This is a genomic window from Nocardioides sp. NPDC006273 (assembly GCF_040613495.1).
GTDB lineage: Bacteria > Actinomycetota > Actinomycetes > Propionibacteriales > Nocardioidaceae > Nocardioides.
Window position 1 is genome coordinate 19,740 of sequence record NZ_JBEXSD010000018.1, and the last position, 24,463, is coordinate 44,202.

At 68.7% G+C, this 24,463-nt stretch carries 25 protein-coding genes and 1 pseudogene; 11 read left to right on the plus strand and 15 right to left on the minus strand.

All coding sequences use genetic code 11. From position 1 onward, the window contains the following. Positions 1–30 precede the first annotated feature (30 nt). Positions 31–1,230 carry an adenylyl-sulfate kinase gene (gene cysC / locus ABZZ22_RS10270; RefSeq protein ID WP_354930228.1) on the plus strand — a complete coding sequence of 400 codons (1,200 nt, stop codon included), beginning with the start codon at positions 31–33 and terminating at the stop codon, positions 1,228–1,230. Positions 1,231–1,311: 81 nt separating this feature from the next. Here the strand turns inward: cysC and ABZZ22_RS10275 are convergent, their stop codons facing one another. Continuing rightward, positions 1,312–2,463: an FAD-dependent oxidoreductase gene (locus tag ABZZ22_RS10275; RefSeq protein ID WP_354930231.1), complete on the minus strand. Its 1,152-nt coding sequence runs from the start codon at positions 2,461–2,463 to the stop codon at positions 1,312–1,314. Positions 2,464–2,576: 113 nt separating this feature from the next. On the opposite strand from ABZZ22_RS10275, the gene ABZZ22_RS10280 reads away from it, so the two are divergent. Beyond that, entirely contained in the window at positions 2,577–3,155 is a 579-nt protein-coding gene (locus ABZZ22_RS10280) for a TetR family transcriptional regulator (RefSeq protein WP_354930234.1), read from the plus strand. Positions 3,156–3,175: 20 nt separating this feature from the next. On the opposite strand, the gene ABZZ22_RS10285 is transcribed toward ABZZ22_RS10280, so the two are convergent. The 6 genes from ABZZ22_RS10285 to ABZZ22_RS10310 all read right to left on the minus strand — a co-directional run bounded on the left by ABZZ22_RS10285 (position 3,176) and on the right by ABZZ22_RS10310 (position 6,784). Continuing rightward, on the minus strand, positions 3,176–4,000 hold the full coding sequence (locus tag ABZZ22_RS10285; protein ID WP_354930237.1) for a 3-keto-5-aminohexanoate cleavage protein: 825 nt from the start codon (positions 3,998–4,000) through the stop codon (positions 3,176–3,178). Positions 4,001–4,118: 118 nt separating this feature from the next. Then, positions 4,119–4,418, minus strand: coding sequence for a DUF1416 domain-containing protein (locus ABZZ22_RS10290; protein WP_354930240.1), 300 nt, complete (start codon positions 4,416–4,418; stop codon positions 4,119–4,121). Then, on the minus strand, positions 4,418–5,266 hold the full coding sequence (locus ABZZ22_RS10295; RefSeq protein WP_354930243.1) for a sulfurtransferase: 849 nt from the start codon (positions 5,264–5,266) through the stop codon (positions 4,418–4,420). Before ABZZ22_RS10295 ends, ABZZ22_RS10290 begins: the two co-directional genes overlap by 1 nt. A 36-nt stretch (positions 5,267–5,302) precedes the next feature. Next, positions 5,303–5,764: a DUF4395 domain-containing protein gene (locus ABZZ22_RS10300; RefSeq protein ID WP_354930246.1), complete on the minus strand. Its 462-nt coding sequence runs from the start codon at positions 5,762–5,764 to the stop codon at positions 5,303–5,305. A 239-nt stretch (positions 5,765–6,003) separates the two neighbouring features. Continuing rightward, positions 6,004–6,465 (minus strand): thioredoxin family protein, encoded by a 462-nt coding sequence (locus ABZZ22_RS10305; RefSeq protein WP_354930249.1) that lies wholly within the window; start codon positions 6,463–6,465, stop codon positions 6,004–6,006. Between the two features lie 43 nt (positions 6,466–6,508). After that, on the minus strand, positions 6,509–6,784 hold the full coding sequence (locus ABZZ22_RS10310) for a MoaD/ThiS family protein (protein ID WP_354930252.1): 276 nt from the start codon (positions 6,782–6,784) through the stop codon (positions 6,509–6,511). A 119-nt stretch (positions 6,785–6,903) separates the two neighbouring features. On the opposite strand from ABZZ22_RS10310, the gene ABZZ22_RS10315 reads away from it, so the two are divergent. The 4 genes and pseudogenes from ABZZ22_RS10315 (at position 6,904) to ABZZ22_RS10330 (ending at position 9,519) form a co-directional block, all read left to right on the plus strand. Further along, complete coding sequence (locus ABZZ22_RS10315) at positions 6,904–7,650, plus strand: response regulator transcription factor (protein ID WP_354930255.1); 747 nt, start codon at positions 6,904–6,906, stop codon at positions 7,648–7,650. A 9-nt stretch (positions 7,651–7,659) separates the two neighbouring features. Next, entirely contained in the window at positions 7,660–8,514 is an 855-nt protein-coding gene (gene mshD, locus ABZZ22_RS10320; protein ID WP_354930258.1) for a mycothiol synthase, read from the plus strand. A gap of 11 nt (positions 8,515–8,525) precedes the next feature. Next, positions 8,526–9,074 (plus strand): annotated as a pseudogene (locus ABZZ22_RS10325) (ADP-ribosylglycohydrolase family protein); the annotation flags it as partial. Positions 9,075–9,201: 127 nt separating this feature from the next. Next, entirely contained in the window at positions 9,202–9,519 is a 318-nt protein-coding gene (locus ABZZ22_RS10330) for an ADP-ribosylglycohydrolase family protein (protein WP_354930261.1), read from the plus strand. A 338-nt stretch (positions 9,520–9,857) separates the two neighbouring features. On the opposite strand, the gene ABZZ22_RS10335 is transcribed toward ABZZ22_RS10330, so the two are convergent. Genes ABZZ22_RS10335 through ABZZ22_RS10345 form a run of 3 tightly spaced genes read right to left on the minus strand, consistent with a single transcriptional unit; the run spans position 9,858 to position 11,863 of the window. Beyond that, the gene (locus ABZZ22_RS10335; RefSeq protein WP_354930263.1) at positions 9,858–10,910 is read right to left on the minus strand and encodes a folate-binding protein; all 1,053 of its coding nucleotides are present in this window, start codon (positions 10,908–10,910) and stop codon (positions 9,858–9,860) included. Beyond that, positions 10,910–11,341, minus strand: a complete 432-nt coding sequence (locus tag ABZZ22_RS10340; RefSeq protein WP_183550471.1) for a Fur family transcriptional regulator — start codon at positions 11,339–11,341, stop codon at positions 10,910–10,912. The genes ABZZ22_RS10335 and ABZZ22_RS10340 overlap by 1 nt, the downstream gene beginning before the upstream one ends. Positions 11,342–11,365: 24 nt before the next feature. Then, positions 11,366–11,863 (minus strand): FABP family protein, encoded by a 498-nt coding sequence (locus ABZZ22_RS10345; protein WP_354930267.1) that lies wholly within the window; start codon positions 11,861–11,863, stop codon positions 11,366–11,368. A gap of 60 nt (positions 11,864–11,923) precedes the next feature. Here ABZZ22_RS10345 and ABZZ22_RS10350 point away from each other — a divergent pair, with 60 nt between their 5' ends. Together ABZZ22_RS10350 and ABZZ22_RS10355 are read left to right on the plus strand one after the other, a co-directional pair. After that, complete coding sequence (locus ABZZ22_RS10350) at positions 11,924–12,283, plus strand: DsrE family protein (protein ID WP_354930270.1); 360 nt, start codon at positions 11,924–11,926, stop codon at positions 12,281–12,283. A gap of 105 nt (positions 12,284–12,388) precedes the next feature. After that, positions 12,389–15,064 (plus strand): hypothetical protein, encoded by a 2,676-nt coding sequence (locus ABZZ22_RS10355; protein WP_354930273.1) that lies wholly within the window; start codon positions 12,389–12,391, stop codon positions 15,062–15,064. 14 nt (positions 15,065–15,078) lie between these two features. Here ABZZ22_RS10355 and ABZZ22_RS10360 read toward each other — a convergent pair whose 3' ends face one another. Then, positions 15,079–16,125: an alpha/beta hydrolase gene (locus ABZZ22_RS10360; RefSeq protein WP_354930276.1), complete on the minus strand. Its 1,047-nt coding sequence runs from the start codon at positions 16,123–16,125 to the stop codon at positions 15,079–15,081. A 171-nt stretch (positions 16,126–16,296) separates the two neighbouring features. Between ABZZ22_RS10360 and ABZZ22_RS10365 the strand changes: the two genes are divergently transcribed. From ABZZ22_RS10365 to ABZZ22_RS10375, 3 genes are all read left to right on the plus strand, one after another. Further along, complete coding sequence (locus ABZZ22_RS10365) at positions 16,297–18,495, plus strand: RNA degradosome polyphosphate kinase (RefSeq protein WP_354930279.1); 2,199 nt, start codon at positions 16,297–16,299, stop codon at positions 18,493–18,495. Positions 18,496–18,576: 81 nt separating this feature from the next. Further along, entirely contained in the window at positions 18,577–19,194 is a 618-nt protein-coding gene (locus tag ABZZ22_RS10370; RefSeq protein WP_354930282.1) for a DUF47 family protein, read from the plus strand. Between the two features lie 4 nt (positions 19,195–19,198). Beyond that, a complete protein-coding gene (locus ABZZ22_RS10375) occupies positions 19,199–20,200 on the plus strand; it encodes an inorganic phosphate transporter (RefSeq protein WP_354930285.1) in 1,002 nt (333 codons plus the stop codon). A gap of 99 nt (positions 20,201–20,299) precedes the next feature. On the opposite strand, the gene pstB is transcribed toward ABZZ22_RS10375, so the two are convergent. The 4 genes from pstB to pstS form a co-directional block, all read right to left on the minus strand. Next, a complete protein-coding gene (pstB, locus tag ABZZ22_RS10380; RefSeq protein ID WP_354930288.1) occupies positions 20,300–21,073 on the minus strand; it encodes a phosphate ABC transporter ATP-binding protein PstB in 774 nt (257 codons plus the stop codon). A 9-nt stretch (positions 21,074–21,082) separates the two neighbouring features. After that, positions 21,083–22,153 carry a phosphate ABC transporter permease PstA gene (gene pstA / locus ABZZ22_RS10385; RefSeq protein WP_354930291.1) on the minus strand — a complete coding sequence of 357 codons (1,071 nt, stop codon included), beginning with the start codon at positions 22,151–22,153 and terminating at the stop codon, positions 21,083–21,085. Next, positions 22,150–23,106: a phosphate ABC transporter permease subunit PstC gene (pstC, locus tag ABZZ22_RS10390; RefSeq protein WP_354930294.1), complete on the minus strand. Its 957-nt coding sequence runs from the start codon at positions 23,104–23,106 to the stop codon at positions 22,150–22,152. The genes pstA and pstC overlap by 4 nt, the downstream gene beginning before the upstream one ends. Positions 23,107–23,205: 99 nt before the next feature. Further along, positions 23,206–24,303: a phosphate ABC transporter substrate-binding protein PstS gene (gene pstS / locus ABZZ22_RS10395; RefSeq protein ID WP_354930297.1), complete on the minus strand. Its 1,098-nt coding sequence runs from the start codon at positions 24,301–24,303 to the stop codon at positions 23,206–23,208. Positions 24,304–24,463 lie beyond the last annotated feature (160 nt).

Sequence of the window (24,463 nt, forward strand, 5' to 3'; positions counted from 1 at the left end):
TCCCGATCCGCCGCATGGGAAAGTTGGCCCGTGCCAGTTCCGCAGTACGCCCCAACGCCCCGTGAGCTCGACGACGTCGAGCTCGTCGTCTCCGGAGCCCTGCCCGGGCCGCTCAACGCGCCCGGCTCGGCGCTGAGCCTCGTCCTCCCGTCCGCGGTGGAGGCCTCCGCGACCGAGGCCGGCACCGTCGAGATCGTCGACCCCGAGGGACTGCCGATCGCGAGGGTCACCTGGCCCGCCGGCGAGGTCACCGGCCTCTCCTCTCCCGCCTACGGCCCGTTCCGTCGGCTCTACCTCACCCCGTCACGGACCCGTGAGACGTACGCCGGGCGGACGGTCGTGCCGGTCACCGACGCCCTCACCACCGCCGAGATCGCGGAGGTTGCGGCCATCGGGCCGGTGCTACTGCTCGCTCTGGTCGGGCACGGCACGCCGTCGCTGTCCCCCGTCGGCCTGCTGCGCGCCTCGTTGCTGGCCGCGGAGGACCTGCCCGACGCGGCCGTCGTCGCGGTCCCGCTTGCTTCGCACGACGATCCCGAGGCCGACCACGCCCTCGGTGTTGCGGTCGTGGAGGCGTACGCCGGGGGTGACCCGATCCACGCGCTCGCCTCGGGCACCTCGTCCGAGGCGGCCGACTACACCGAGGCGATCGCCGCGGTCATCGCCTCCGACCAGCCGGCGCCCGAGGACCAGGGGCTGGTCATCTTCTTCACCGGCCTGTCCGGCTCCGGCAAGTCCACCCTCGCCCGCGCGCTGATGGACCGGATCCTCGAGCAGGGCGCCCGGACCGTCACCTCGCTGGACGGCGACGTCGTACGCCGCAACCTGTCGGCCGGCCTGACCTTCTCCAAGGAGGATCGGGAGACCAACATCCGCCGGATCGGCTGGGTGGCCGCCGAGATCTCCCGTCACGGCGGCCTGGCCGTCTGCTCCCCCATCGCACCCTTCGACTCGACCCGCCAGGACGTACGCCGCTATGTCGAGGACGCCGGCGGCGCCTTCTTCCTCGTGCACGTGGCCACGCCGCTGGAGGAGTGCGAGCGGCGCGACCGCAAGGGCCTCTACGCCAAGGCCCGGGCCGGCGAGATCCCCGAGTTCACCGGGATCTCCTCGCCCTACGAGGAGCCGGCCGACGCCGACGTACGTGTCGACACCACCGGCCGATCCATCGAGGACGCGCTGAACGACGTCATCGAGGCGCTGCGCGAGGCCGGGTATCTGTCGCTCTAACCGCTGTTCGACCACGAAGAAGTGGTCATTGTGGGCTCGGTCCAGCGGTTCGGGCCCACCGATATCGACCACTTCTCACGATCAGCGGTCGCGATAGACCAGCCCCGACAGGCGCCAGGCGAGCATCCGGCGAAAGCGCGGGAGCCTCGCGAGCGCGGACAGCACCAGATTCCGTACGCTCCGCCGAGTTCCCTGTGCGATGCCGAACCGGGTCAGGCGGTCGGAGAGCTCGATGACCTCCTGAGCGACCGGGCGGCGCCGGGCGGCGTAGTCGTCGAGCGCGGCCTCTTCGCCGCGGGCGATGGTCGCGACGAGTGCGTCACCGAGAACGACCGCGTCCTGGAGGCCGGTGTTCATGCCCTGGCCACCGGCCGGGCTGTGCACGTGGGCGGCGTCGCCTGCGATCAGCACCCGTCCGGCACGGTAGGCGCCGGCGACACGGTGGTGGACCCGGAACCGGGATCCCCACACGACCTCGGTCACCTTGACCTGACTCTTGGTGCCGCCGCGGCGGTCGAGGAGACCCTGGACGTAGTCGACATCGGGCTCGGCCGGCGCCTCTGTCACCGGGGCGACGAACCGGAACGAGCCGCCGGGCAGCGGTGCGGAGACCAGGGTGCCCTCCGGCGAGAAGTAGAGGATGACCTCGTCGTGCGGCAGGTCACCCTCGATGCGTACGTCGGCGAGGCTGAACGACTCGGCGTACTTACCTCCCGGGAAGCCGATCCCGGTCTGGTCGCGCACGGTGGAGTGCATGCCGTCGGCGCCGACGACGTAGCGCGCCCGGATCTCGGTGCCGTCCTCGGTGGTGGCGGTGGCGCCGGTGTCGTCCTGGACGAGGTCGACGAGGGCGAGCGGCCGGCGTACGTGACCGCCGAGCTCGATGAGGCGCTCCAGCAGGATGCGCTCGGTGACCGCCTGGGAGACCATGAGGGCGTAGGGGAAATCGCTCGGCAGATCGTCGAAGCGGATCGGCACGAGGATCTTGTCGCGGTCGCGGATGGTGAAGCGTGGCGCCTCGATGCCCTCTGCGACCAGACGCTCGGATACGCCGAGGTCGGCGAGGACCTCCAGCGTGCGAGCGTGGACGACCGCCGCCCGGGAGGTGTTGTCACCGGATGCCTGGTTGTCGATGACGGTGACATCGATGCCGGAGGCGGCCAGCCTGGCCGCCACAGCCAGTCCGGTGGGGCCGGCACCGACGACGAGGACCTCGGTGGTGATGGTGGTCATGGTGCGCTCCTTGCTCTGAGGTAGTTGGTCAACACGCGTTGGCCAACAGGTGTTGACCAACGTAGCGTCGCACTGTCATTGACGTCAACGACTGTTGGCCTACACTTGTTGGCATGACCGATACGCGCCGATCCGGCGCCGAGACCCGCGATCGCATCCTCGCGGTCGCGCGCGAGCATTTCGCGCGGCAGGGCTACGACCGCACCACCATCCGGGCGATCGCCTCGGAGGCACAGATCGATCCCTCGATGGTGATGCGCTACTTCGGCAACAAGGAGGAGCTCTTCAAGGTCGCCGCCTCGATCGACCTGGCCCTACCCGACCTCACCACGATCCCGGACGGCGAAGTGGGCCGCGTGCTGACCGCCCACTTCGTACGCACCTGGGACTCCGAGGGCACCTTGATGGCCCTGCTACGCAGAGCCGCCTCCGACCCTCAGGCCACGGAGCAGATGCGGAGCATCTTCGCCACCCAGGTAGCCGCCGCGGTCGCTCCTCTGTGCCCCGAACCGTCCGAGGCGGGACGCCGGGCAGCCCTCGTGGCCACCCAGCTCCTCGGCATCGCGCTGGGCCGCTACGTACTCCAGCTTCCGCCCATCGTCGAGATGGACCCCGACGAGATCGTCGCCTGGGTAGCCCCGACGGTCGACCGCTACCTCACCGCCGAGTCGGCTCAACTGCCCCGCTCCTAGCAGCCGACTCGGCGGGTTGGTTACCGCTTGAGGCCGAGGAGGGCCCAGGCATCGTCGGTGCTCAGGGGAGCGCGCTGAGCGACCGCAGCGGCCTCGACGGCGCGCTCGACGAGCTGCCGGTTGGCGTCGACAGGAACGCCCTTGGCGAGAGTGAGTACGTCCTCCATCCCGACCCGCAGGTGGCCGCCCATGGCCAGCGAGGTGAGCATGACCGGGAGCGTCGAGCGGCCGATGCCGGTCGCCGACCACGAGGTCACCTCCGCCGGCAGCGCGGCGACGGCGGCGACCAGCGCCGCCGAGGTGCCGGGCATGCCACCGGGCACTCCCATGACGAAGTCGACGTGGACCTTGCCGCCCGCGGGCAGCCCGTACTTCCCCAGCAGCCGCTGCAGCGCGGCGACGTGCCCGAGGTCGAAGAGTTCGAACTCCGGCACCACGCCGCGGTCCTGGGTGAGCTGGTAGAGCTCGGTGATGAACGGCCACGGGTTGGAGAAGACGTCGTCGCCGAAGTTGGTGGTGCCCATCGTGAGCGAGCACGAGTCCGGCCCCGCGTCGAGCACCTTCAGGCGCTTGTCCAGCGGGTCGTGGACCGAGCCACCGGTCGAGAGCTGCACGATCAGGTCGGTCTTCTCGTGCAGCGCGTCGACCGTGTCGGTGAGCCGCCCGAGGTCGAGCGTCGGCGCATGGTCGTCGTCGCGGATGTGGACGTGGATCATCCGCGCCCCGGCCTCCTCGCACTCGACGGCCGTCGCCACCAGCTCCTCGAGGGTCGTCGGCAGCTGCGGGCAGTCTTCCTTCGCGGTTTCCGCCCCGGTCGGCGCCACGGTCACAAGCAGTCCAGTCACCTGGACAATCTAGCGCCATTCAACGCTTTCGCCGCAATATCTCCACCCGAAGATGGCAAAAAGGACGTGGAAGCCCCGGCGTCAACCAGTGACACCGGGGCTCCCACGTCAGGGTTCGTCAGTCGATCGGGATCGTCACCTCGGCGACGTTTCCGACCGCGGCATGCACCTTCTTGTCCACGGGCTCCGCCTTCGGCGCGAGCGTACGCAGGGTCCACTCGCCGTCGCCGGCGAAGAACCGGAAGTGGCCGGTGGCCGAGGTCGGCACCTCGGCGGTGAACTCACCGGTGCGGTCGAGCAGCCGGACGTACGCACCGTGAACCGGCTCGCCGCCTCGGGTCACCTGCCCCTGGATGACTGCTTCCTTGGCGACATCTACGCCGGCGAGCGAGAGTCCGCCCTCAGTCGCGCCGCACATCAGGCGACACCCGGCTCGTCGCCGGTCACGACCGGAACGCCGACGAGGGAGCCGTACTCGGTCCACGAGCCGTCGTAGTTCTTCACGTTCTCCTGGCCGAGGAGCTCCTTGAGCACGAACCAGGTGTGCGAGGAGCGCTCGCCGATGCGGCAGTAGGCGATGGTGTCCTTGCCCCAGTCGACGCCGGCCTCGGAGTAGATCTCCTTGAGCTCCTCGTCGGAGCGGAAGGTGCCGTCGTCGTTGGCCGCCTTGGACCACGGGACGTTGGCCGCGGTCGGGATGTGACCGGCGCGCTGGGCCTGCTCCTGCGGGAGGTGGGCGGGGGCCAGGAGGCGGCCCGCGAACTCGTCGGGCGAGCGCACGTCGACCAGGTTCTTGACGCCGATGGCCTCGACGGTCTCGTCACGGAAGGCGCGGATCGAGAGGTCCTGGTCCTTGGCGGTGTAGCTGGTCGCCTCGCGGGTCACGGTCTCGTCGGTCAGCTCGCGGGAGTCCAGCTCCCACTTCTTGCGGCCGCCGTCGAGGAGCTTGACGTCGGTGTGGCCGTAGAGCTTGAAGTACCAGAAGGCGTACGCGGCGAACCAGTTGTTGTTGCCGCCGTAGAGCACCACGGTGTCGTCGTTGGCGACGCCACGCTCGGAGAGCAGAGCGGAGAACTGGTCCTTGTTGACGAAGTCACGGCGGACCTGGTCCTGCAGGTCGGTGGTCCAGTCGAGCTTGATCGCGCCCTTGATGTGGCCCTTGTCGTAGGCGGTCGTGTCTTCGTCGACCTCGATCAGCACGACCTTCGGGTCGTCGAGGTGCTCCTCCACCCACTGGGCGGAGACGAGGGAGTTCTCGCGGGTCATCTAGGTACCTTTCGTTTGTTTCTTGCGTTCAGGGGATCAGGCCGAAGGGATTGAACCCAGCCGCCTGATCAGCAGGTAGATCTCGCAGCCGAGGCAGAACCGGAAGACGGCGTTGAGCACGGCCGCGACAAGCGCGAGACCGAGGGCGATCTGCGCCACGAGCGTGGCGCCGAGGACGTACGCCACGAGCGCGACGGCCACGAAGGCGAGGCCGACACCCTGGGCGAACCGGGGCGGTGCCGGGTCCTCGAGCTCCTCCGGCGCACCGAGGCGGGGGCGTACGAACTTCTTGAACAACCAAGCGTGCGGGGTCCGCTGAACGCCGAGCCCCGTCCCGATCGCGAAGAGCACCGTCTGGATGACGGTCACCACGAGCGCCCAGGGCTGCGGCAGCAGCAGAGCCAGGATGAGTACGACGACGGTCAGCGCCGCAGCGAACTGCGGGCCACGCGGGTCGATTCCGGTCTGCGTCGCCGTCTGGCTTGAGGTCTCGGACATGGGTGTGCTCCTGCGAGAGAGAAGGGGGTCGTCAGAACGAGCCTGACAGGCGAGAGCGATCCCCGGGTCGACTCGGTCGACAAATCTCAGGGATTCAGCGGCAGGAACGACACAGCGCCGAGCGGACGCGGCAGTGATCCACTGCGCGGCGCTTGGTCAGCATGGTCGAGAACATGGGAAGACAGTAACGCGCTGTCGAACCAGCAGGAAACGAATGTCTTGACATACGGACAGTCGTATCAGGATTCGAGATCGACGGTCGGGATCGCGCTCAGGACCTGCTCCTTGCGCGGAGCCCCCGAGGCCCGTGCGATCTCGTATCCGCCGCCGTCGATCACCAGAGTCGTCGGCGTCCGCAGGATGTCGAGGCGGTGCACCAGAGCGAGGTGATGCTCGGCGTCGATCTCGAGGTGCACCACCCCCGGCACGACCTCGGCCACCTCGCTCAGGATCCGCCGTGTCGCCCGGCAGGGCGCGCAGAAGGCGCTGGAGAACTGCACGAGGGTCGCGCGCGCACCGAGCTCGGCCTCGCCCAGCGCATCGGTGACCGCGTCCCACGCGTGCGGCTCGGGTGCGTGATCCTCGTGAGTCACATGGAGCTCCTTCGTGCCTCGAAATCGGCCGTCACTGAGCATTCGGAACAGGCCGAAGGCGAGGGCGACGGCAACCGCGATGACGGCGATCCAGGCTCCGGTGCTCACGAGGGGCACAACCCCGGCCCGGCGCGGATTATTTCCACCGAGCTCATTCCGATCCCCCAGCGAAGGGCGGGAGGAACTCGACGGTCTCCCCCGGTTCGACCTCGACCGCGTCCGGATCCTGGGACCCGACCGGCCGGTCACCGATGAGTGCCGAGCAGACCTTCAGCACCTCGGGAAGACGGGTGTCGGCGTGCAGCGCCGCGGCGCGGCGTACGACTTCTGCCAGCGACAACGGGCCGTCGACCTCGATCTGGTCGGACGGAGTCCCGGCCGCTGACTTGGCTGCCGCCCAGTAGCGGACCTCTATAACGTTCGTCACTTTCTCGTGGACAACCTTCCTATGTCACCTCAAGGTTTCGTTAATATGGTCTAACGATCACCTCACCGAGGCTCAATGTTGCGTTTCGGTGCTCTTTCTCTGACTGAGAGGCACCCCCGATGAGCTCGCTTCTGTTGCTGACCAGTTCGCTCCAGCCTTCGACAGACGTCCTTCCCGGGCTCGCACTCCTCGGCCATCAGGTGAAGATCCTCCCTGCTGAAGGTAGCGCGCTTCTCGAGGCTCCCGACTCCGACCTGCTGCTGGTGGACGGACGGCAGGAGCTCGCCCAGGCCCGCGACCTGTGTCGGCTGATCCGCACGACCGGCACCGACATCCCCGTTCTGCTGATCGCCACCGAGGGCGGCCTCGCGGTCGTCTCCCACGACTGGGGCATGGACGACGTCGTGCTGCACACCTGCGGCCCGGCCGAGCTCGAGGCGCGGATCAAGCTCGCGATCGGCCGCAGCTCGGCGGCCCGCGACGCCTCCGACCCCGAGGCCCACGTCATCCGCTCCGGCGAGGTCGTCGTCGACGAAGCCACCTACACCGCCAAGATCGGTGGCCGCCCGCTCGACCTGACCTTCAAGGAGTTCGAGCTCCTGAAGTTCCTCGCCCAGCACCCGGGCCGGGTCTTCTCCCGCCAGCAGCTGCTGCAGGAGGTGTGGGGCTACGACTACTTCGGCGGCACCCGCACCGTCGACGTCCACGTACGTCGCCTGCGCGCCAAGCTCGGCCCCGAGAACGAGACCCTCATCGGCACCGTCCGCAACGTGGGCTACCGCTTCGTGCTGCCCTCGAAGAAGAACGAGGCCAGCGCCGACAGCGCTCGGCTGGCCCCCTCTCGCGGGCTGGGTGCTGACGCCTAGGCTTCTCCTATGGCACTCACCGTCGAGCAGGTCCTGGCCATCGCGAAGGCGACCGAGGCGTACGACGGGGTGGCGCCGCTCGACGAGGCCACGCTCCTGACGCTGCGCAACCGTCCGGAGGACGTCACGATCTGGGGTGACGTACGCGGGTTCGGGCTGCTGGTCTCGACAGGCTCGACCGCCGGAGAGCTGTCGCTCGTCGTGCTCACCCAGCATCGCGGGGTCGGCCTGGGGCGCCAGCTGCAGCTCCGCGCACCTTCGCTCCCAGCCGGGACGACGGCTTGGTCGCACGGCGACAACCCGGCTGCGGCCGCTCTGGCCGCGAAGCAGGGCTGGGAGCGCACCCGCGAGCTGTGGGTGATGAGACGCCCGGTCGCCGGTCTGCCGCCCGCTCCCTCGCTGCCGGAGGGGGTAGTCGTACGCGGCTTCGAGCCCGGGGACGAGGCCGAGCTGCTCCGGGTCAACTCCGCTGCCTTCGCACACCACCCCGAACAGGGCGGTATGACCGCCGCGGATCTCAGCGAGCGGATGGCCGAGCCGTGGTTCGACGCCACCGGGCTGATCACCGCGTGGGAGGTCTCGACAAGCTCGACCACCGGGGGACGATTGCTCGCGTTCCACTGGACCAAGCGCCACAGCGAGACCGACGGCGAGGTCTATGTCGTCGGTGTCGATCCCGCCGCCCAGGGCCGGGGCCTCGGCAAGCTGGTGACGCTTCTCGGCTTGAACCATCTCGCTGCCGCCGGCGCCAGCGAGATCCATCTCTACGTCGAGGGCGACAACACTCCGGCCGTTCGTCTCTACGAGGGGCTCGGCTTCACCCGCGCCGCGGCGGACACACACGTGCAGTACACCCGCCGATAGTCTCTGATCGCGTGAAGCTGACCCAATCCCATCTCACAGAGTCTCAGAGCGACCGGGCCGTCGGGGCCATCATCGGGACCGCGGTCGCGGATGCGCTCGGGGCTCACTACGAGTTCGACCGGCCCCCGCTCGGTGCGGACGAGAAGGCGCAGATGCTCGGCGGCGGGCTCGGCCCCTTCGCGCCGGGCGAGTGGACCGACGACACGACCATGGCGTGGTGCATCCTCGACGCCGCCGCGAGCGGCTCGGACCTGCGTACCGAGGAGGGTCTGACCGCGGTCGGCCGCAACTTCCGGACGTGGTCGGAGTCGGAGCCCAAGGACATCGGCAACCAGACGGCCAGGGTGCTCAACACCGCCGGCGAATCCCCCACCGCCGAGCGGCTGCGCTTCGTCTCGGAGAAGCTGCACGAGATGACCCGCCACACGGGCGGCAACGGCTCCCTGATGCGTACCGCGCCGGTCGCGCTGCGCTATCTCGGTGATCGTCCGGCGGTCACCGAGGCCGCCGCGGCGGTGAGCGCACTGACCCACTGGGACGAGCACGCCCAGTCTGGTTGCGCCCTCTGGTCGCTGGCGATCGAGCACGCGGTGATGCACGGCGAGCTCGACGTACGCTCCGGCCTCTCCCTCCTCTCCCCCCGCCGAGGCCGACTTCTGGGCCGAGAAGCTCGACGAGGCCGAGACCGTGCCGCCGGCGACCTTCAACCCCAACGGCTGGGTGGTCACCGCGCTGCAGGCCGCATGGTCCTCGATCGCCCAGACATCGGTGCCCGAGGCCGACCCGGGCAGCCACTACGTCGAGGCGCTGAACACCGCCATCCGGATCGGCAACGACACCGACACCGTCGCCGCCATCGCCGGCGGCCTCCTCGGCGCACGTTGGGGCGCTTCCGCCATCCCGGCCGAGTGGCGCAAGCTCAGCCACGGCTACCCCGGCATCCCCGGGGACTTCCTGACGACGCTCGCCCTCGACGCAGTGGCCGCAGGGCTCACTCGTTCTTGAGCGCTCAGCCCGGCCGCGCCAAGGACCAGCATCAACGCCATCACGCTGAGAACCCCGGTGATCAGCAGCGCCGTCCCCAGCCCGGGCAGGTAGTTCAGCAATTGCTCCGAACGAGCGACCCAGACGGCGAACAAGCCACCAGGGATCTCCGGAAGGACTCGCTGTTGCACCGGGATCCACAGCGACGCCAAATCCAGTCTCAGACATGACCGGAGCCTCCCAGATCCGCCTACGCCCATCTGGGTTTCCCCGAACCCTTCACAAGTGCCGACGAGGCGACCGAGCCGGGCGAACGAACATTCGTTCGTCGCCCACAGACCTCACCCCGCTGCCGGGTGTCAGCCCTGCCGCAGCGGGCGGATGTGAAGGCCGATCTCGGGGTCGACCAGGATCTCCTGCGCGACCGGCATCCCGTCCACGACGAGCTGCGCGTCGACAGCTACGTTTCGCTTGACCAGCCCCAACGCGATCGGGCCGAGCTCGTGGTGACGAGCCGATGACCCCACGAAGCCGACCGTCTTCTCACCGAGGACCAGCTCCGATCCGGCGGCGGGCAGTCGGTTCTCGGAGCCGTCGAGGTGGAGCAGCACCAGGCGCCGCGGCGGCCGGCCGAGCGTGTGGACGCGGGCGACGGTCTCCTGGCCGCGGTAGCAGCCCTTGTCGAGATGGACGGCGTACTCCGAGCCGGCGGTCTCTTCCGAACCCGGCACCCAGCCGACCTCGTTGGGGATCGTGCGGGTGTCGGTGTCCACCCCGAACCGAGGCTCACCGCGCTCGATCCGGAGGGCCTCGAAGGCCCAGAATCCGCAGGCGGGACCCGCGGCAGCGGCGTACGTCTCCAGGGACTCGCGCGGGACGAACGAGTACTTTCCGGTGGTCGAGCTTGTCCCGGTGGTCGAGCTTGTCCCGGTGGTCGAGCTTGTCCCGGTGGTCGAGCTTGTCCCGGTGGTCGAGCTTGTCGAGACCCGCCAGACCACCACCTGCGACGGCTCCGGCGTCACGGTGACGTCGGACCAGAACTTCATCCGCTCCAGGTACGCCGCCAGGGCATCACCACGGCCCGGCTCGGTCCACGCCAAGAACGAGGTGCCGTCGTCGACACCGGAGAAGAAGTGCTCGACGTGGCCCTGCGGCGACAGGACCAGGGCCGAGGTCCAGACGCCGGGAGCCAGCCCCTCGAACGCCTGCGAGGTCAGCGAGTGCAGCCAGGTCAGCCGGTCGGGCCCGGCTATCCGGACCACGTCACGGTGGGAGAGATCGACAAACCCCTCGCCGGAGGCCAAGGTCCGCTGCTCCACGTTGAACGAGCCGTAGTGGGCGGCGACGGGTGCGTCGGCACCATCGCCGGCAACGGCACCGGGCAGGGAAAGCAGCGGGCTGGGGGTTGTCATCATGGCTCCTCAGAAGAACAGTCGACACACGCTCCGAAGACGGTCAGATGAGCGACATCTGCCTCGAAGGCGTACTCCTCACGCAGCCGCTCGCAGATTCCGTCGGCCACTGATGGGTCAACACTGGTGACCTTCTGACACTTCCTGCAAACCGCATGAAAATGCGGGCGGCCGGAGACCGAGTGGTAGGTCGATGCCCGCTCGCCCAGATGGGCGTGCCTCACCAGCCCGAGCTCCTCGAGGACCTCGAGGTTGCGGTAGACGGTGGAGAGGTTGATCGCCGAGGACGACTCGCGCACGACCGCGAGCACCTCCTCGGGGGTGGCGTGCCGAAGCTGCTCGACGGCGCCGAGGACCAGCTCGCGCTGGGGCGTGAGGCGATAGCCCTTCGCACGAAGGGCCTCACGCCAGTCCTCAGCGGCCTCGGTCATCGTGACTACTTCCTGGGCCTATCTCTAGGCCCGCTTGAGCCGCGCCCACAGGTGCGGCTGCAGGGCCTGGCCCGTCGCAGCCATGTCGAAGGCGTAGAGCAGGTCGCCCTCGACGTTGCCGTAGAGACGCTTGCCCGCGGTGTATTCCTTCGCGGTCTCGGTGCGACCGACCGCGTCGGTGGTGAGTTCGAGCTTGCCACCCTCGGCCTTGCCGTACCAGACCTCGATGATGCCGGTGTTGTGGGTCATCACCCACTCGACCTCGCCCTGGGGGCGGAATCGGACGAAGCCGGTCTCCAGCGCCGCGTCGCGAACCTTCTCCCCGGTCTCCGGGTCGATGATCCACGAGCGCGCGAAGTAGTGGAAGAACGGCCGCCCGTCGTGGGTGAAGATCAGCTCCTGCCCGAACTCGAACTTGTCGATCGTCGGATAGTCACCGTGTCCGTTGCCCTGCCAGGTGCCGAGCATCCACGCGCAGGGACCGGCGTCGGGGTGAAGGTTCTCCGGAAGTTCGAAAGCCACACGCCGAGTTTAGGCCGTAGATCGGCTACGACCCGAAACGCAAGCGCTAATGTGCACGGCATGCAAGAACTCGTGGTGAAGGTGACCGTGGGCGCGGAGGCGCCCGAGCGTACGAACCAGGCCTTCACGGTCGCCTCAGCGGCCGCGACCGCCGGCGCGAAGGTGTCACTGTGGCTCACCGGTGAGGCGACGTGGTTCGCCGTGCCCGGGCGGGCGGAGGAGTTCAAGCTCGAGAACGCCGCGCCGCTGCAGGAGCTGATCGGGCTGGTCATGGAGAGCGGTGAGGTGACCGTGTGCAGCCAGTGCGCCTCCCGCCGTGACCTCTCCGAGGAGGACCTGATCGACGGCGTCTCCATCAAGGGCGCGTTCGTCTTCGCCGAGGAGATCCTGCGCGACGGCGTACAGGCGATCGTCTACTGAGTTCGGCACCTTCGAGAATTACATGAATGTAGTTCCAGGTCGCGGGGATGTTAATCCTCTCGGAGACTCCACAGACCGCTTGGATCGCCGTTAGCATTCACCCTCGTGAGCACGCAGACCCCCAGTGGCAAGTGGTGGAGCCGTGATTCGGCCGCCCAGCCGGGTGACGACGAGGACCTGACGGCGCGTGCTGCGGAGCTGGCCCGCGCCGCTGCCGCAGCCGAGTCGCTCCGCATCTCCGCCGAGCAGGCGGCCGCCGAGCAGGCGGCGGAGCGGCTGGTGGCCGAGGAGTCCGCTGCCAAGCACGCCACCGCCCGAGCCAAGGCCGACGAGACCGCCAAGCTCCACGCTGAGCTGGCGGCCGACGCCCACCAGGCGCGTGAGGCCGCCGAGAGGGCCGCGGAGGAGTACGCCCTCGCCCGGGTCGAGGCCGAGAAGCTCGCCAACACCCGCACCAAGCAGCGTGCCGAGGCCGAGGAGGCCGCGGTGGCGAGGGGCAAGGAGCTGGAGGAGGCCGAACGGCGCCTTCTCGAAGCGTCCCGTGTCGCCGAGGAGCAGGCCCGCGCCCGCACCGAGGCCGAGGAGTCCGCGCGGATCAAGGCCGAGGAGGCGACCGCAGCGGCCGCCGCTGCCGCCGAGGCCAACACGAAGGCCGCGGAGCACGCCGAACTGGCCCAGGCCGCCTACGCCGCGCGCAGCGTTGCCGAAGCAGCCGCCGAGGACCGCCTCGAGGAGATGGACGAGCTTCGCGACGCGCTCGCGGCGGCCGAGAGAGCCGCCCGCAAGGCCGCCGACGAGTCCCGTGCCGCCTACCAGGCCCGGAGCGAGGCGGAGGCCGCGGCCGAGGCCGCCTACACCGCTCGCACCGAGGCAGACACCCGTTCCGAGGAGCTCGCGCGGATGCGCGAGGAGGCCGACGCGGCCGCTGCCGGGCGGGCCGACGAGGCACTGGCCGCGTTCACCGCGCGCCAGGCCGCAGAGCAGGCCGCCAACGAACGCGCCACCGAGGCCGAGAAGGCCGCGGCTGCCCGCATCGTGGCCGAGGAGGCCGCGGTCGCGATGGCGACCCAGGCCGAGCTGGCCGAGCAGGCTCGCAAGGAAGCCGAGGCTGCGGCCGAGGCCGCCTACGCCGCGGCCGAGGAGGCCGCGACCGCCCGCGCCGAGGCCGAGGAGGCGGCGAAGGAGGCCTTCGAGGAGCGCAAGTCCGCCGACGCCAACGCCGAGGACCACGCGATGACCCGGGCTGCGGCAGAGGCCGCTGCCGCCGACCAGTACGCCGTGGCCGCCGAGGCGCTCGCTGCCCGCACCGAGGCTGAGGAGGCCGCGCTGCGTGCCTTCAAGGCCGCCGACGCCGCCAACGACGCCCGCCTCGAGGCTGAGAAGAGCGCGAAGCAATACGCCGAGTTCGCCGCTGCCGCGGCTCACGAGGCCAACGAGAACGAGGAGCGCTACCGGCAGCTCACCGAGCTCGCCTCGCAGGCCGAGCAGGCGGCCGAGTCCGCCAACCTGGCCCGGATGGCCGCCGACCAGCGCGCCTCCGAGCACGCCGACCTGGCCGTGCAGGCCATGGAGGGCCGCCGCGCCGCCGAGCGTGCCGCGACCGAGGCCAACGAGGGTCGCCGTGCGGCGGAGTCCGCGCTGCGCGCCGCCCACGAGGCGATGACCGAGGTCGTCACCGGTCAAGCCCGCGAGCGGGAAGAGGCCGAGCGCCGGATGACGGAGATGATGACCCGTCTCGCCGACGTCCAGGAGCAGGCCGCCGAGGCCGTACGCCTTCGGGTCGAGGCCGAGGAGGTGGCCGGCCAGAAGGCGATCGACCGTCAGGCGGTCGAAGCCTCGATCCTGCACAACACCCAGCTGGTCGAGAAGGCCATCGTGGACCGGCAGATCGCCGAGCGCCGCAGCGCCCAGCTCGCCAAGCAGCTCGCCGACCTGCGCGAGGCCGTCATGCTCGCGGTCAAGGGCGGCAGCACCAACAAGCGTGCGATGCAGGCTCTCGAGCTCACCCTCGCCGCGACGCCGTCGCCGCCCGAGGCGAAGCTCCCCATCCCGGACGCGCCGGACGAGCCGCTCGTCGTCGAGCCCCTCCCGACTGCCCAGCCGGCCCCGACGGCCGAGCCTGCGCCAGCGGCCGAGGCTGCCCCGGCGGCCGAGCCCTCCGAGACCGCTCCCGCGCCGGTCTCCTCATCCGCCGGCCCCGAAGCCGGCCCCCCGACCGCGCCCGTGACCCTGCCGGAGCGGCAGCCCGGAAAGACGCAGGGTGACAAGAACCAGGCATCCTCCAAGGACCCGTTCGCGGATCCGACTGATCTGCCGGACACCCCGAGCGACGCCCTCCCCCAGCGCTCCAGCGGCTGGCTGGCCGCGGTAAAGCTCGCCGAGTCCGGCAAGTTCCCCGGAGCCAAGATCCCTGGTGCCGACAGTGTCGTGTCGGCGCCCGCCGACGACGCGTCCGACGCCGACCAGAAGGGCGAGAAGGTCGGCACCAAGAAGCTCACCGTCCGCACCTTCAGGCCCGAGGACGGCTCGCTCATGACCGAGAGCACCGTCACGGTCACCGAGGAGGGTGTGCTCGACGTCCGCAAGGACGAGCAGACCCACACCTACGACCTCTACGACACCCACACCGACATCACCATCAAGGGTCAGCCGACCACCGACGAGTGGGTCGTCGAGTTCGCCACCGACGAGGCCGGTGCGGTCCAGGTCGACAAGTCGATGGTCGACCCCGAGGCGTTCCAGCGCGAGGTGCTCCGCTGGCGCCCCGACATGGCCGGCTGAGCGCCCTCAGTTCGTCACAGGTTGTCCTTCAAGACCCGCGCGATCTCGAGGACAGCGGCGCGTGACGTACGCCCGGCGCCGACCACGTTCAGGAACCCGTGGATCTGGTCGGCGAAGCGCTTGTGGGCGACCTTCACCCCGGCCTCCTCGAGCTTGGCCGCGTACGCCTCACCCTCGTCGCGCAGCGGGTCGAAGCCCGCGGTCGCGACGTACGCAGGGGCGAGCCCGCTCGCCGGGATCTCCGCGTACAGCGGAGCGTGGCGCGGGTCGCGGTGGTCGGTGCCCTCGGGCAGGTAGTTGTCGGTGGCCGCCGCGATGAAGTCGGCGGTCAGGTAGAAGCCCTCGCTGAGCTCCTCGCGGCTGCGGGTGTTCGCCTCCGACTGGGTGACCGGGTAGATGAGCAGCTGGAAGGCGCAGTCCTCGCCGACCGCGAGCGCGACGCCGGCCGCCAGGTTGCCGCCGGCCGAGTCACCGCCGACCCCGATCCGGGCCGGGTCCGCACCGAGCTCGGCCGCGTGCTCGACGGCCCATCGAAACGCCGCGATCGAGTCGTCGTACGCCGCCGGGAACGGCGACTCCGGAGCCAGCCGGTAGTCGACCGAGAGCACCTTGACCCCCGACTCGCTGGCCAGCAGCCGGCAGGGGGCGTCGTGGGAGTCGAGGTCACCGAAGATGAAGCCGCCGCCGTGCAGGAAGACCAGCAGCGGAGCGTTGCCCGAGACGCCCTCGGGCGTGTAGAGCCGCGCCTTGAATCCCGCGACCCAGAGCTCACGCACCGACCCGATCTCCTGGCGACCGCCGCCGAGCTGCGACTGCCGCAGCAGCGCCACCCGCCCCTTCGGGATCGGCAGCGTCGACGGGTCCGGCTCCCCCGACACCTTCATCAGCGCGAGCATGATCTGCGTATCCACCGCGAGCGTCTGTCCGTCGTACGTCACCGGCTTGCCCACGATCCGCCGCTGCACGGCGGGCGGCAGGTTCATAGCCGCCGCGAAGGCAGACTTCTTCACCGGCACCAGCAACGGATCGATCAGGGACGACGCACGCGCGAGAATCGACATGCGCCCAAACTACCCCGTTACCGGGACGTCGTGTAACAGGTAGTTCATCAGGCGACCCACCGCGACATCTCTGCGGGGCTCGACCCGGCCGATCCATCGACAGGTGCCCAGGAGCGGGACGTACCGTGGATTCGACGGTTCCACACCACGCTCGGATGAAAGACTGGACCCATGAGTCTCGACCCGCAGGCCCCCACCCGGTCGGCCGAGGACACCGTGAGCCTGACTGCGGTTCCCGACCAGCCGTTCGATGTCGAGCCCGAATACATCCCCGACCACGAGGCGCTGGCCGAGGTCGAGAAGTACGAGGACCGGTTCCTCGACCGAGAGCTCTCGTGGCTGCGGTTCAACGAGCGAGTCCTGGAGCTGGCGGAGGACGAGACCCTGCCTCTGCTGGAGCGCGTACGCTTCCTGGCGATCTTCACCTCCAACCTCGACGAGTTCTTCATGGTCCGCGTGGCCGGGCTCAAGAGAAGGATCGCGGCAGGGGTGGCGGTCAAAGCCGCCTCCGGGCTGATGCCGCGTGAGGTCCTCGAGCTGATCTGGAAGAAGACCCGGGAGCTCTCCGAGCGCCATGCCGAGGTGTTCCGCGGTCAGGTGAAGCCGGCGCTGCTCGACGAGGGCATCCAGCTGCTGCACTGGGAGGACCTGACCCCCGAGGAGGTCAAGGCCTGCAAGAAGCTGTTCAAGGAACGGGTCTATCCGGTCCTGACGCCGCTCGCCGTGGACCCGGCCCACCCGTTCCCCTATATCTCCGGCCTCTCGCTCAACCTCGCCGTCCGCCTGCGCGACCCGAAGTCGAAGAAGAAGCACTTCGCCCGGGTGAAGGTGCCGCCGATCTTCGCCCGGTTCGTGCCGCTCGGCAACGATCGCTTCGTGCCGCTGGAGGAGGTCATGGCCGAGCGGCTGCAGAAGCTCTTTCCGGGCATGGAGATCATCGAGGTCCACACCTTCCGGGTCACCCGCAACGAGGACCTCGAGGTCGAGGAGGACGACACCGAGAACCTCCTCACCGCACTGGAGAAGGAGCTGCTGCGGCGGCGCTTCGGTCCGCCCGTACGCCTCGAGGTGCAGGAGTCGATGACCGACTCGACGCTCGACCTGCTGGTCTCCGAGCTCGGCATCTCCGACAAGGAGGTCTTCCGGCTGCCCGGCCCGCTCGACCTGCGCGGGCTGCACGGGATCGCCGACATCGACCGCGGTCAGCTGAAGTATCCGGCCTTCCTGCCGAGCACCCACCCGGCCCTGGCGCCCGTCGAGAGCGCCGCGCCGGTCGACGTCTTCAAGGCAGCGCGCCGCGGCGACGTACTCCTCCAGCATCCCTATGACTCGTTCGCGACCAGCGTGCAGCGCTTCCTCGAGCAGGCGGCGGCCGACCCGCGCGTGCTGGCGATCAAGCAGACCCTCTACCGCACCTCGGGCGACTCCCCCATCATCGATGCCCTGATCGACGCCGCCGAGGCCGGCAAGCAGGTGCTGGTGCTGGTCGAGATCAAGGCGCGCTTCGACGAGGTGGCCAACATCCGCTGGGCACGCAAGCTCGAGCAGGCCGGCTGCCACGTGGTCTACGGCCTGGTCGGCCTGAAGACCCACTGCAAGCTGGCGATGGTGGTCCGCGAGGAGCCCGACGGCACCATCCGCCGCTATACCCACATCGGCACAGGCAACTACAACCCCAAGACCTCGAGGCTCTACGAGGACATGGGACTGATCACCACCGACGAGGCCATCGGCGAGGACGTCGCCCACCTGTTCAACAACCTCTCCGGCTGGAGCCGCGAGGCGACGTACGGGCAGCTCCTGGTCGCCCCCGGCAACGTACGTCTCGGCCTGATCGAGCAGATCCACGCCGAGATCGCCCACCATCTTGCGGGGCGGCCTGCCCGGATCCGGCTGAAGGCCAACTCCGTGGTCGACGAGGCCATCATCGACGCGCTCTACCTGGCTTCCCAGGCGGGCGTTCCCGTCCAGCTGCTGGTGCGTGGCATCTGCGCGCTCCGTCCGGGTGTGGAGGGGCTCAGCGAGACCATTGAGGTGCGCTCGATCCTGGGCCGGTTCCTCGAGCACTCGCGGATCTTCTGGTTCGAGAACGGCGCTCCCGACGACGGCGACGACGGACCGAGCGCCTGGATCGGCTCGGCCGACATGATGCACCGCAACCTCGACCGACGGGTCGAGGCCCTCGTACGTCTTCCCACACCGGAGCTCGTGGCGGAGGTCGGCTCGCTGTTCGACATGGCCTTCGAGTCGACCACGGATGCCTGGGTCCTCGGGCCCGACGGGACGTGGTCCCGCAACCACGCTCCCAACCATCTCCAGGCGATGTTGATCACACGTCAGCGCCAGCGCAGGCGCGCTTCGACAGGCTGAACACGCCCTGACTTTCGTCGTGTCAAGCGGACTCGCCTAACATGAGCCCGCAGGTCTGCCTCATCCAGCCAGGAGCCCCCCGTGCGTTTCCGAATCCGCCCGGTCGACACGTCGTTCTACGACCTGTTTGCCGAGTCCGCCAACCACCTTGTCGGCGGTGTCTCGCTGCTCGCCGAGATGCTCAGCGACACAGCCGATCGCGAGGACGTCGCGCGACGCATGCGCGACGCGGAGCATGCCGCTGACGAGACGACCCACGAGATCGTCAAGAAGGTCAACTCGACCTTCGTCACGCCGTTCGACCGCGAGGACATCTATGCCCTCGGCTCCGGTCTCGACGATGTGATGGACTCGATGGACGAGGTCGTCGACCAGATCTTCGTCTACGGCGTCAACATCCTGCCACCGGAGCTCTCCGACCAGGTCACCGTGCTCCAGCGCTGCGCCGAGCTGACCGCCTCCGCGATGCCCAAGCTTCGCTCGATGAAGGAGCTCGCGGAGTACTGGATCGAGATCAACCGTCTCGAGAACCAGGGCGACAAGAACCACCGTCGCATCCTCGCCAAGCTCTTCTCCGGTGAGTACGACGCGATGGAGGTCCTCAAGCTGAAGGACATCGTCGAGTCCCTCGAGGACGCGATCGACGCCTTCGAGAAGGTCGCGAACACCGTCGAGCAGATCGCCGTCAAGGAATCCTGACACCGTGGAACTTGCCATCGTCATCGCGGTGGTGGTCGTCGCGCTCGTCTTCGACTACACCAACGGCTTTCACGACGCCGCCAACGCCATCGCGACCTCCGTGTCCACCCGCGCGCTCACGCCGCGCATCGCCCTCCTGCTCGCAGCGGTGATGAACTTCGTCGGCGCCTTTCTGGGCCAGAAGGTCGCCCACACCGTCTCCGACACGATCACCCCACCATCAGGAGCGCAGGGTCTGACCGTCGTGATGGCCGGCCTGCTCGGCGCCATCGCGTGGAACATGATCACCTGGTACTTCGGTCTTCCCTCGTCCTCGTCGCACGCCCTGATCGGCGGTCTGGCCGGCTCGGCGATCGCCGCCGGCGCGTTCGTCAACTGGATCACGGTGCTGGAGAAGGTCGTCATCCCGATGTTCATCTCGCCGTTGGTGGCCTTCGGCCTCGGCTTCGGTGTGATGCTCGCGATCATGTGGATCTTCCGGCGCGCCAATCCCCACAAGGCGCAGAAGGGCTTCCGGATTGCCCAGACGATCTCGGCCGCTGCGATGGCGCTCGGTCACGGTCTCCAGGACGCGCAGAAGACCATGGGCGTCATCTTCCTCGCCCTGGTCACCGGTGGCTTCCTCTCACAGGGCGACGACCTTCCGTTCTGGGTGATCGCTGCCGCCGCCACCGCGATCTCCCTCGGCACCATGTCCGGCGGCTGGCGCATCATGCGCACCCTCGGCCGCCGGATCATCCACCTGGACCCCTCGCGCGGCTTCGCCGCCGAGTCGGTCGCCGCCTCGGTGCTCTACACCACGGCGTACATCTGGGAGGCCCCGATCTCGACCACCCACACGATCACCTCGTCGATCATGGGTGTCGGCGCGACCAAGCGGTTCTCCGCGGTCCGCTGGGGCGTGGCGAAGTCCATCGTCATGGCCTGGATCTTCACCTTCCCCGCCGCCGGCGGCGTCGCTGCGCTGACCTACCTGCTCTGCCACTTCGTTTTTCAGTTGCCGTAGAAGCGGTAACGCCGAGTCGGCGCATCCTGACCCTCTCGCTCGCTTCGCTTCGCGAGACACGGGTCAGGATGCGCCGACTCGGCTGCATTTTCAGAAGCTCTAGCCGAACCGGCCCGAGATGTACGCCTCGGTGTCCGGGTTGTCCGGGTTGGTGAACATCTGCTTGGTGGGGTTGAACTCCACCAGGTGACCCGGCTGGCCGGCGGCCTTCAGGTTGAAGAAGCCGGTGTCGTCGGAGACCCGGGCGGCCTGCTGCATGTTGTGGGTGACGATCACGATCGTGTAGTCGGACTTCAGCTCGTGGATGAGGTCCTCGATCGCAGCGGTGGAGATCGGGTCGAGCGCCGAGCACGGCTCGTCCATGAGCAGCACCTCCGGCTGAACGGCGATCGCACGGGCGATGCAGAGCCGCTGCTGCTGACCACCGGAGAGCCCCATGCCGGGCTTGCCGAGGCGGTCCTTGACCTCGTTCCACAGGTTGGCGCCACGCAGCGCGCTCTCCACGATCGTGTCCGCCTCGGACTTCTTCATCCGCTTGGAATTGAGCTTGTTGCCGGCGAGCACGTTGTCGTAGATCGACATCGTCGGGAACGGGTTCGGCCGCTGGAAGACCATGCCGACCTTGCGGCGTACGGCCACCGGGTCGACGTTCGGCCCGTAGATGTCCTGGCCGGCGATCGTGATCTTCCCCTCGACGTAGGCGCCGGGGATGACCTCGTGCATCCGGTTCAGCGTGCGCAGGAAGGTCGACTTGCCGCAGCCGGACGGCCCGATGAAGGCGGTCACAGACTTCGGCTTGACGGACATGGTGACGTCCTCGACGGCCTTGAAGTCGCCGTAGAAGATGCTGGTGTCCTTGACTTGAATGGACATGTGTTACTCCTAGCGCCCGGTCTTGGGGGCGAAGATCGTGCCGACGATACGGGCGATGAGGTTGAGGACCATGACGAGGATGAAGAGCACCAGTGCCCCACCCCAGGCGTACTCGACGCCCTTCGCAGTGGCCTCGGACAGCTGGGTGTAGATGAAGACCGGCACGGTCATCATCGGGCTGTTGTCGAAGGCGTTGGTGTTCAGGTTCGGGTTGAAGCCCGAGGCGACCAGCAGCGGCGCCGTCTCACCGATCACTCGCGAGATCGAGAGGACCACACCGGTGACGATGCCGCCGATGGCGGTCGGGAGCACCATCTTGGTGATGGTGCGCCACTTCGGCACCCCGAGGGCGTACGCAGCCTCGCGCAGGTCGTCGGGGACCAGCTTGAGCATCTCCTCGGTCGAGCGGACCACCGTCGGGATCATCAGCAGCGAGAGCGCGACGCCGCCGCCGAAGCCGAAGCGCGTGCCCGGCCCCATGATCAGGGTGAAGAGCGCGAACGCGAACAGGCCCGCGACGATGGACGGGATACCCGTCATGACGTCGACCAGGAAGGTGATCCCCTTGGCGAGGCGGTTGCCCTTGCCGTACTCGATCAGGTAGATCGCGGTCATGATGCCGATCGGGATCGAGATCACCGCCGCGATGCCGGTGACGATCAGGGTGCCGATCAGTGCGTGGTAGAGCCCGCCCTGGTCGTCGCCGGTGACCGAACGCATCGAGAAGGTGAGGAACTCCGGGCTGATGGTTGCGGCGCCGCGGGAGACGACCGTGTAGATGAGCCAGATCAGCGGGATGACCGCGACCGCGAAGGCCGTCCACACCAGACCGGTGACGAGCTTGTCGGTCGCCGAGCGCTTGTTCTCCACCAGCAGCGCCCACAGGGGGTAGCCGATGAGGAACGCGAGCACGCCGATGACAGCGGCTCCGACGATGCCCACGCCGAGCACCAGGGCGAGGCCGCCGAGAGCGAGCGCCGCGACGCCGACCAGCCACTGGGCGCCTCGCGGGAGCGTTGCGTGCGACAGCGGGGCCTCGTCGCGGGGAACGTCAGCCACAGAAGGGTTGGACTTGCTCACTTGGCCCTCCCTCGGGCGACGATCCAGCGGGCGAGCGCGTTGACCAGGAAGGTGAACGCGAACAGCACGAGGCCGGTCGCGATCAGCACGGAGAGCCGGTCGGGCGTGCTCTCCTTGTAGCCCTGGGCGATGTATGCCGCGATGGTCTGCGGGTTGTTGGTGCCGATGATGAACAGCGAGATGATCACCTTCGGCGAGACGATCATCGCGATCGCCATGGTCTCACCGAGGGCCCGGCCGAGGCCGAGCATGACCGCGGAGACCATCCCGGAGCGGGCGTAGGGGAAGACCGCGTAGCGGATCATCTCCCAGCGGGTCGCGCCCAGCGCCAGCGCCGCCTCCTCGTGCAGTCGCGGCGTCTGCGCGAAGACCTCGCGGCAGATCGAGGTGATGATCGGCAGGACCATCACGGCCAGCACGATCGAGGCGGTGAACAGCGTACGGCCGTTGCCGGAGGGTTGGCCGTCGAAGAACGGCAGCCAGGCCAGGTTCTTGGAGAGCCAGGTGTGGGCCGGCACCAGGTACGGACCGAGCACCACCGCACCCCACAGGCCGAAGACGACCGACGGGACCGCGGCGAGCAGGTCGATGACGTACGCCACGGGGGTGGCGATCCGCCGCGGGGCGTAGTGGCTGATGAAGAGCGCGATCGCCACGCTGAAGGGGACCGCGACGATCAACGCCAGCACAGCGGCGTACATGGTGGCGAACAGCAACGGCACGACCAGGCCCAGGAACGAGCCCTGGCCGGTGTAGTGCTGCTCGTCCACACTGAAGCCCGGGATGCCCTCGATCCCCAGGAAGATGAAGACGGCTGCCAGCGCCACCAGGATGAGAGTGGCGGCAGTGACGGCGATGCCTCGGAAGACGACATCACCCACCGAGCCACGGCCGGACAGCTCCGACTTCGTGTCAACGCCAGGGTCGGCGCCGGGGTCAGCGGCGACAGTCACAAGGCATTCCTCGACTTTCTTGTTTCGGTTCTCAAGACAGCCGTACGGGCGGCGGCCGCAGCCACCGCCCGAACGGCGATCACGTCAGACTGGTCGGCACTACTTGATCGCGCCGACGAGCTCCAGAGCCTTGTCCGCGGTCTCGCGGTCCAGCGGCGCGGAGCCGGCCTCCTCGGCGGCGGCCTCCTGGCCCTCCTCGGAGAGGATGTACTCCAGGTAGCCCTTGATGTTGGCCGCGTCCTCGGCGTTCTCGTAGGTCGGGCAGGCGAGCAGGTAGGTGACCAGCACGACCGGGTAGACACCGGCCTCGGTGGTGTCGCGGGCGACCTCGACGGCCATGTCGCTGTCGCTGGTGCCGACCGACTTCGAGGCAGCCAGGATCTTGGCAGCGGCCTCGGGGGTCGGCTCGACGAAGTCCTCGCCGACCTTGACCTTGACGGTGGCGAGATCGTTCTCGGTCGCCGCCGAGGCGTCCACGAAGCCGATGTAGCCAGCACCCTGCATGGCGGTCACGACACCGGAGGTGCCGTCGCCGCCCTCGCCGCCCTCGATGGAGGCGGGCCACTCACCGTCGGGCTCCTCGGCCCAGCCACCGGCGGCCGCGAGGTACTCGGTGAAGTTCTCCTGGGTGCCAGAGTCGTCGGCGCGGTGGACCGGGGTGATCGCGCTGTCCGGAAGCTCGGCGTCCGGGTTGGTCGCGGCGATCGCCGGGTCGTTCCACTTGGTGATCTTGCCGGAGAAGATGCCGGCGAGGGTCTTGGCGTCGAGGTTGAGCTCGTCGACGCCCTCGACGTTGAAGACGACGGCGATCGGCGAGACGTACGCCGGGACCTGGATCGGGTCACCGCCGCACTGCTCCTTGGCCTTGGTCAGCTCGCCCTCGTCGTCGTTGAGAGCGGCGTCGGTGCCACCGAAGAGGTAGCCGCCGGTCGCGAAGCCCTCACGACCCGAGCCGGATCCCACGGGCTCGTAGACGACGCTGAGGTCGGGGTTCGCGTCCTGGATGCCGGCGACCCATGCCGCCTGGGCCTTTTCCTGAGCAGAGGAACCGCCACCCTTGATGGTGCCCGAGAGGGTGCCTTCGCCTTCGCTGCCGCTGTTCTGCTCGTTGGCGGCGCCGCAGGCGCTGATCGAAAGAGCGAGGGCCGCGGCCGTGATGCCCGGGACAAGTGCCCGGCGCAGCGAGGTGGTGTTCACGCAAGTCTCCTGATGATGATGCAGTCGATTCGGAGTTGTCGCGATGACCGTAAGCAGCCGAGGTGGACGGGAAACTCGGCGTAGGTGAACACAGGCTGAACGTGGGACACAAAGTCGATGGCAAATCGGCGTCGGTTGCGGGCACAGAAGATGAACAGGC

Coding starts and splice junctions, on each gene's coding strand:
- ABZZ22_RS10275 (WP_354930231.1), bottom strand. CDS start 2,463: ATGACCACCATCACCACCGAGGTCCTCGTCGTCGGTGCCGGCCCCACC.
- ABZZ22_RS10280 (WP_354930234.1), top strand. CDS start 2,577: ATGACCGATACGCGCCGATCCGGCGCCGAGACCCGCGATCGCATCCTC.
- ABZZ22_RS10290 (WP_354930240.1), bottom strand. CDS start 4,418: ATGTGCGGCGCGACTGAGGGCGGACTCTCGCTCGCCGGCGTAGATGTC.
- ABZZ22_RS10295 (WP_354930243.1), bottom strand. CDS start 5,266: ATGACCCGCGAGAACTCCCTCGTCTCCGCCCAGTGGGTGGAGGAGCAC.
- ABZZ22_RS10300 (WP_354930246.1), bottom strand. CDS start 5,764: ATGTCCGAGACCTCAAGCCAGACGGCGACGCAGACCGGAATCGACCCG.
- ABZZ22_RS10315 (WP_354930255.1), top strand. CDS start 6,904: ATGAGCTCGCTTCTGTTGCTGACCAGTTCGCTCCAGCCTTCGACAGAC.
- mshD (WP_354930258.1), top strand. CDS start 7,660: ATGGCACTCACCGTCGAGCAGGTCCTGGCCATCGCGAAGGCGACCGAG.
- ABZZ22_RS10335 (WP_354930263.1), bottom strand. CDS start 10,910: ATGACAACCCCCAGCCCGCTGCTTTCCCTGCCCGGTGCCGTTGCCGGC.
- ABZZ22_RS10340 (WP_183550471.1), bottom strand. CDS start 11,341: ATGACCGAGGCCGCTGAGGACTGGCGTGAGGCCCTTCGTGCGAAGGGC.
- ABZZ22_RS10350 (WP_354930270.1), top strand. CDS start 11,924: ATGCAAGAACTCGTGGTGAAGGTGACCGTGGGCGCGGAGGCGCCCGAG.
- ABZZ22_RS10360 (WP_354930276.1), bottom strand. CDS start 16,125: ATGTCGATTCTCGCGCGTGCGTCGTCCCTGATCGATCCGTTGCTGGTG.
- ABZZ22_RS10365 (WP_354930279.1), top strand. CDS start 16,297: ATGAGTCTCGACCCGCAGGCCCCCACCCGGTCGGCCGAGGACACCGTG.
- pstB (WP_354930288.1), bottom strand. CDS start 21,073: ATGTCCATTCAAGTCAAGGACACCAGCATCTTCTACGGCGACTTCAAG.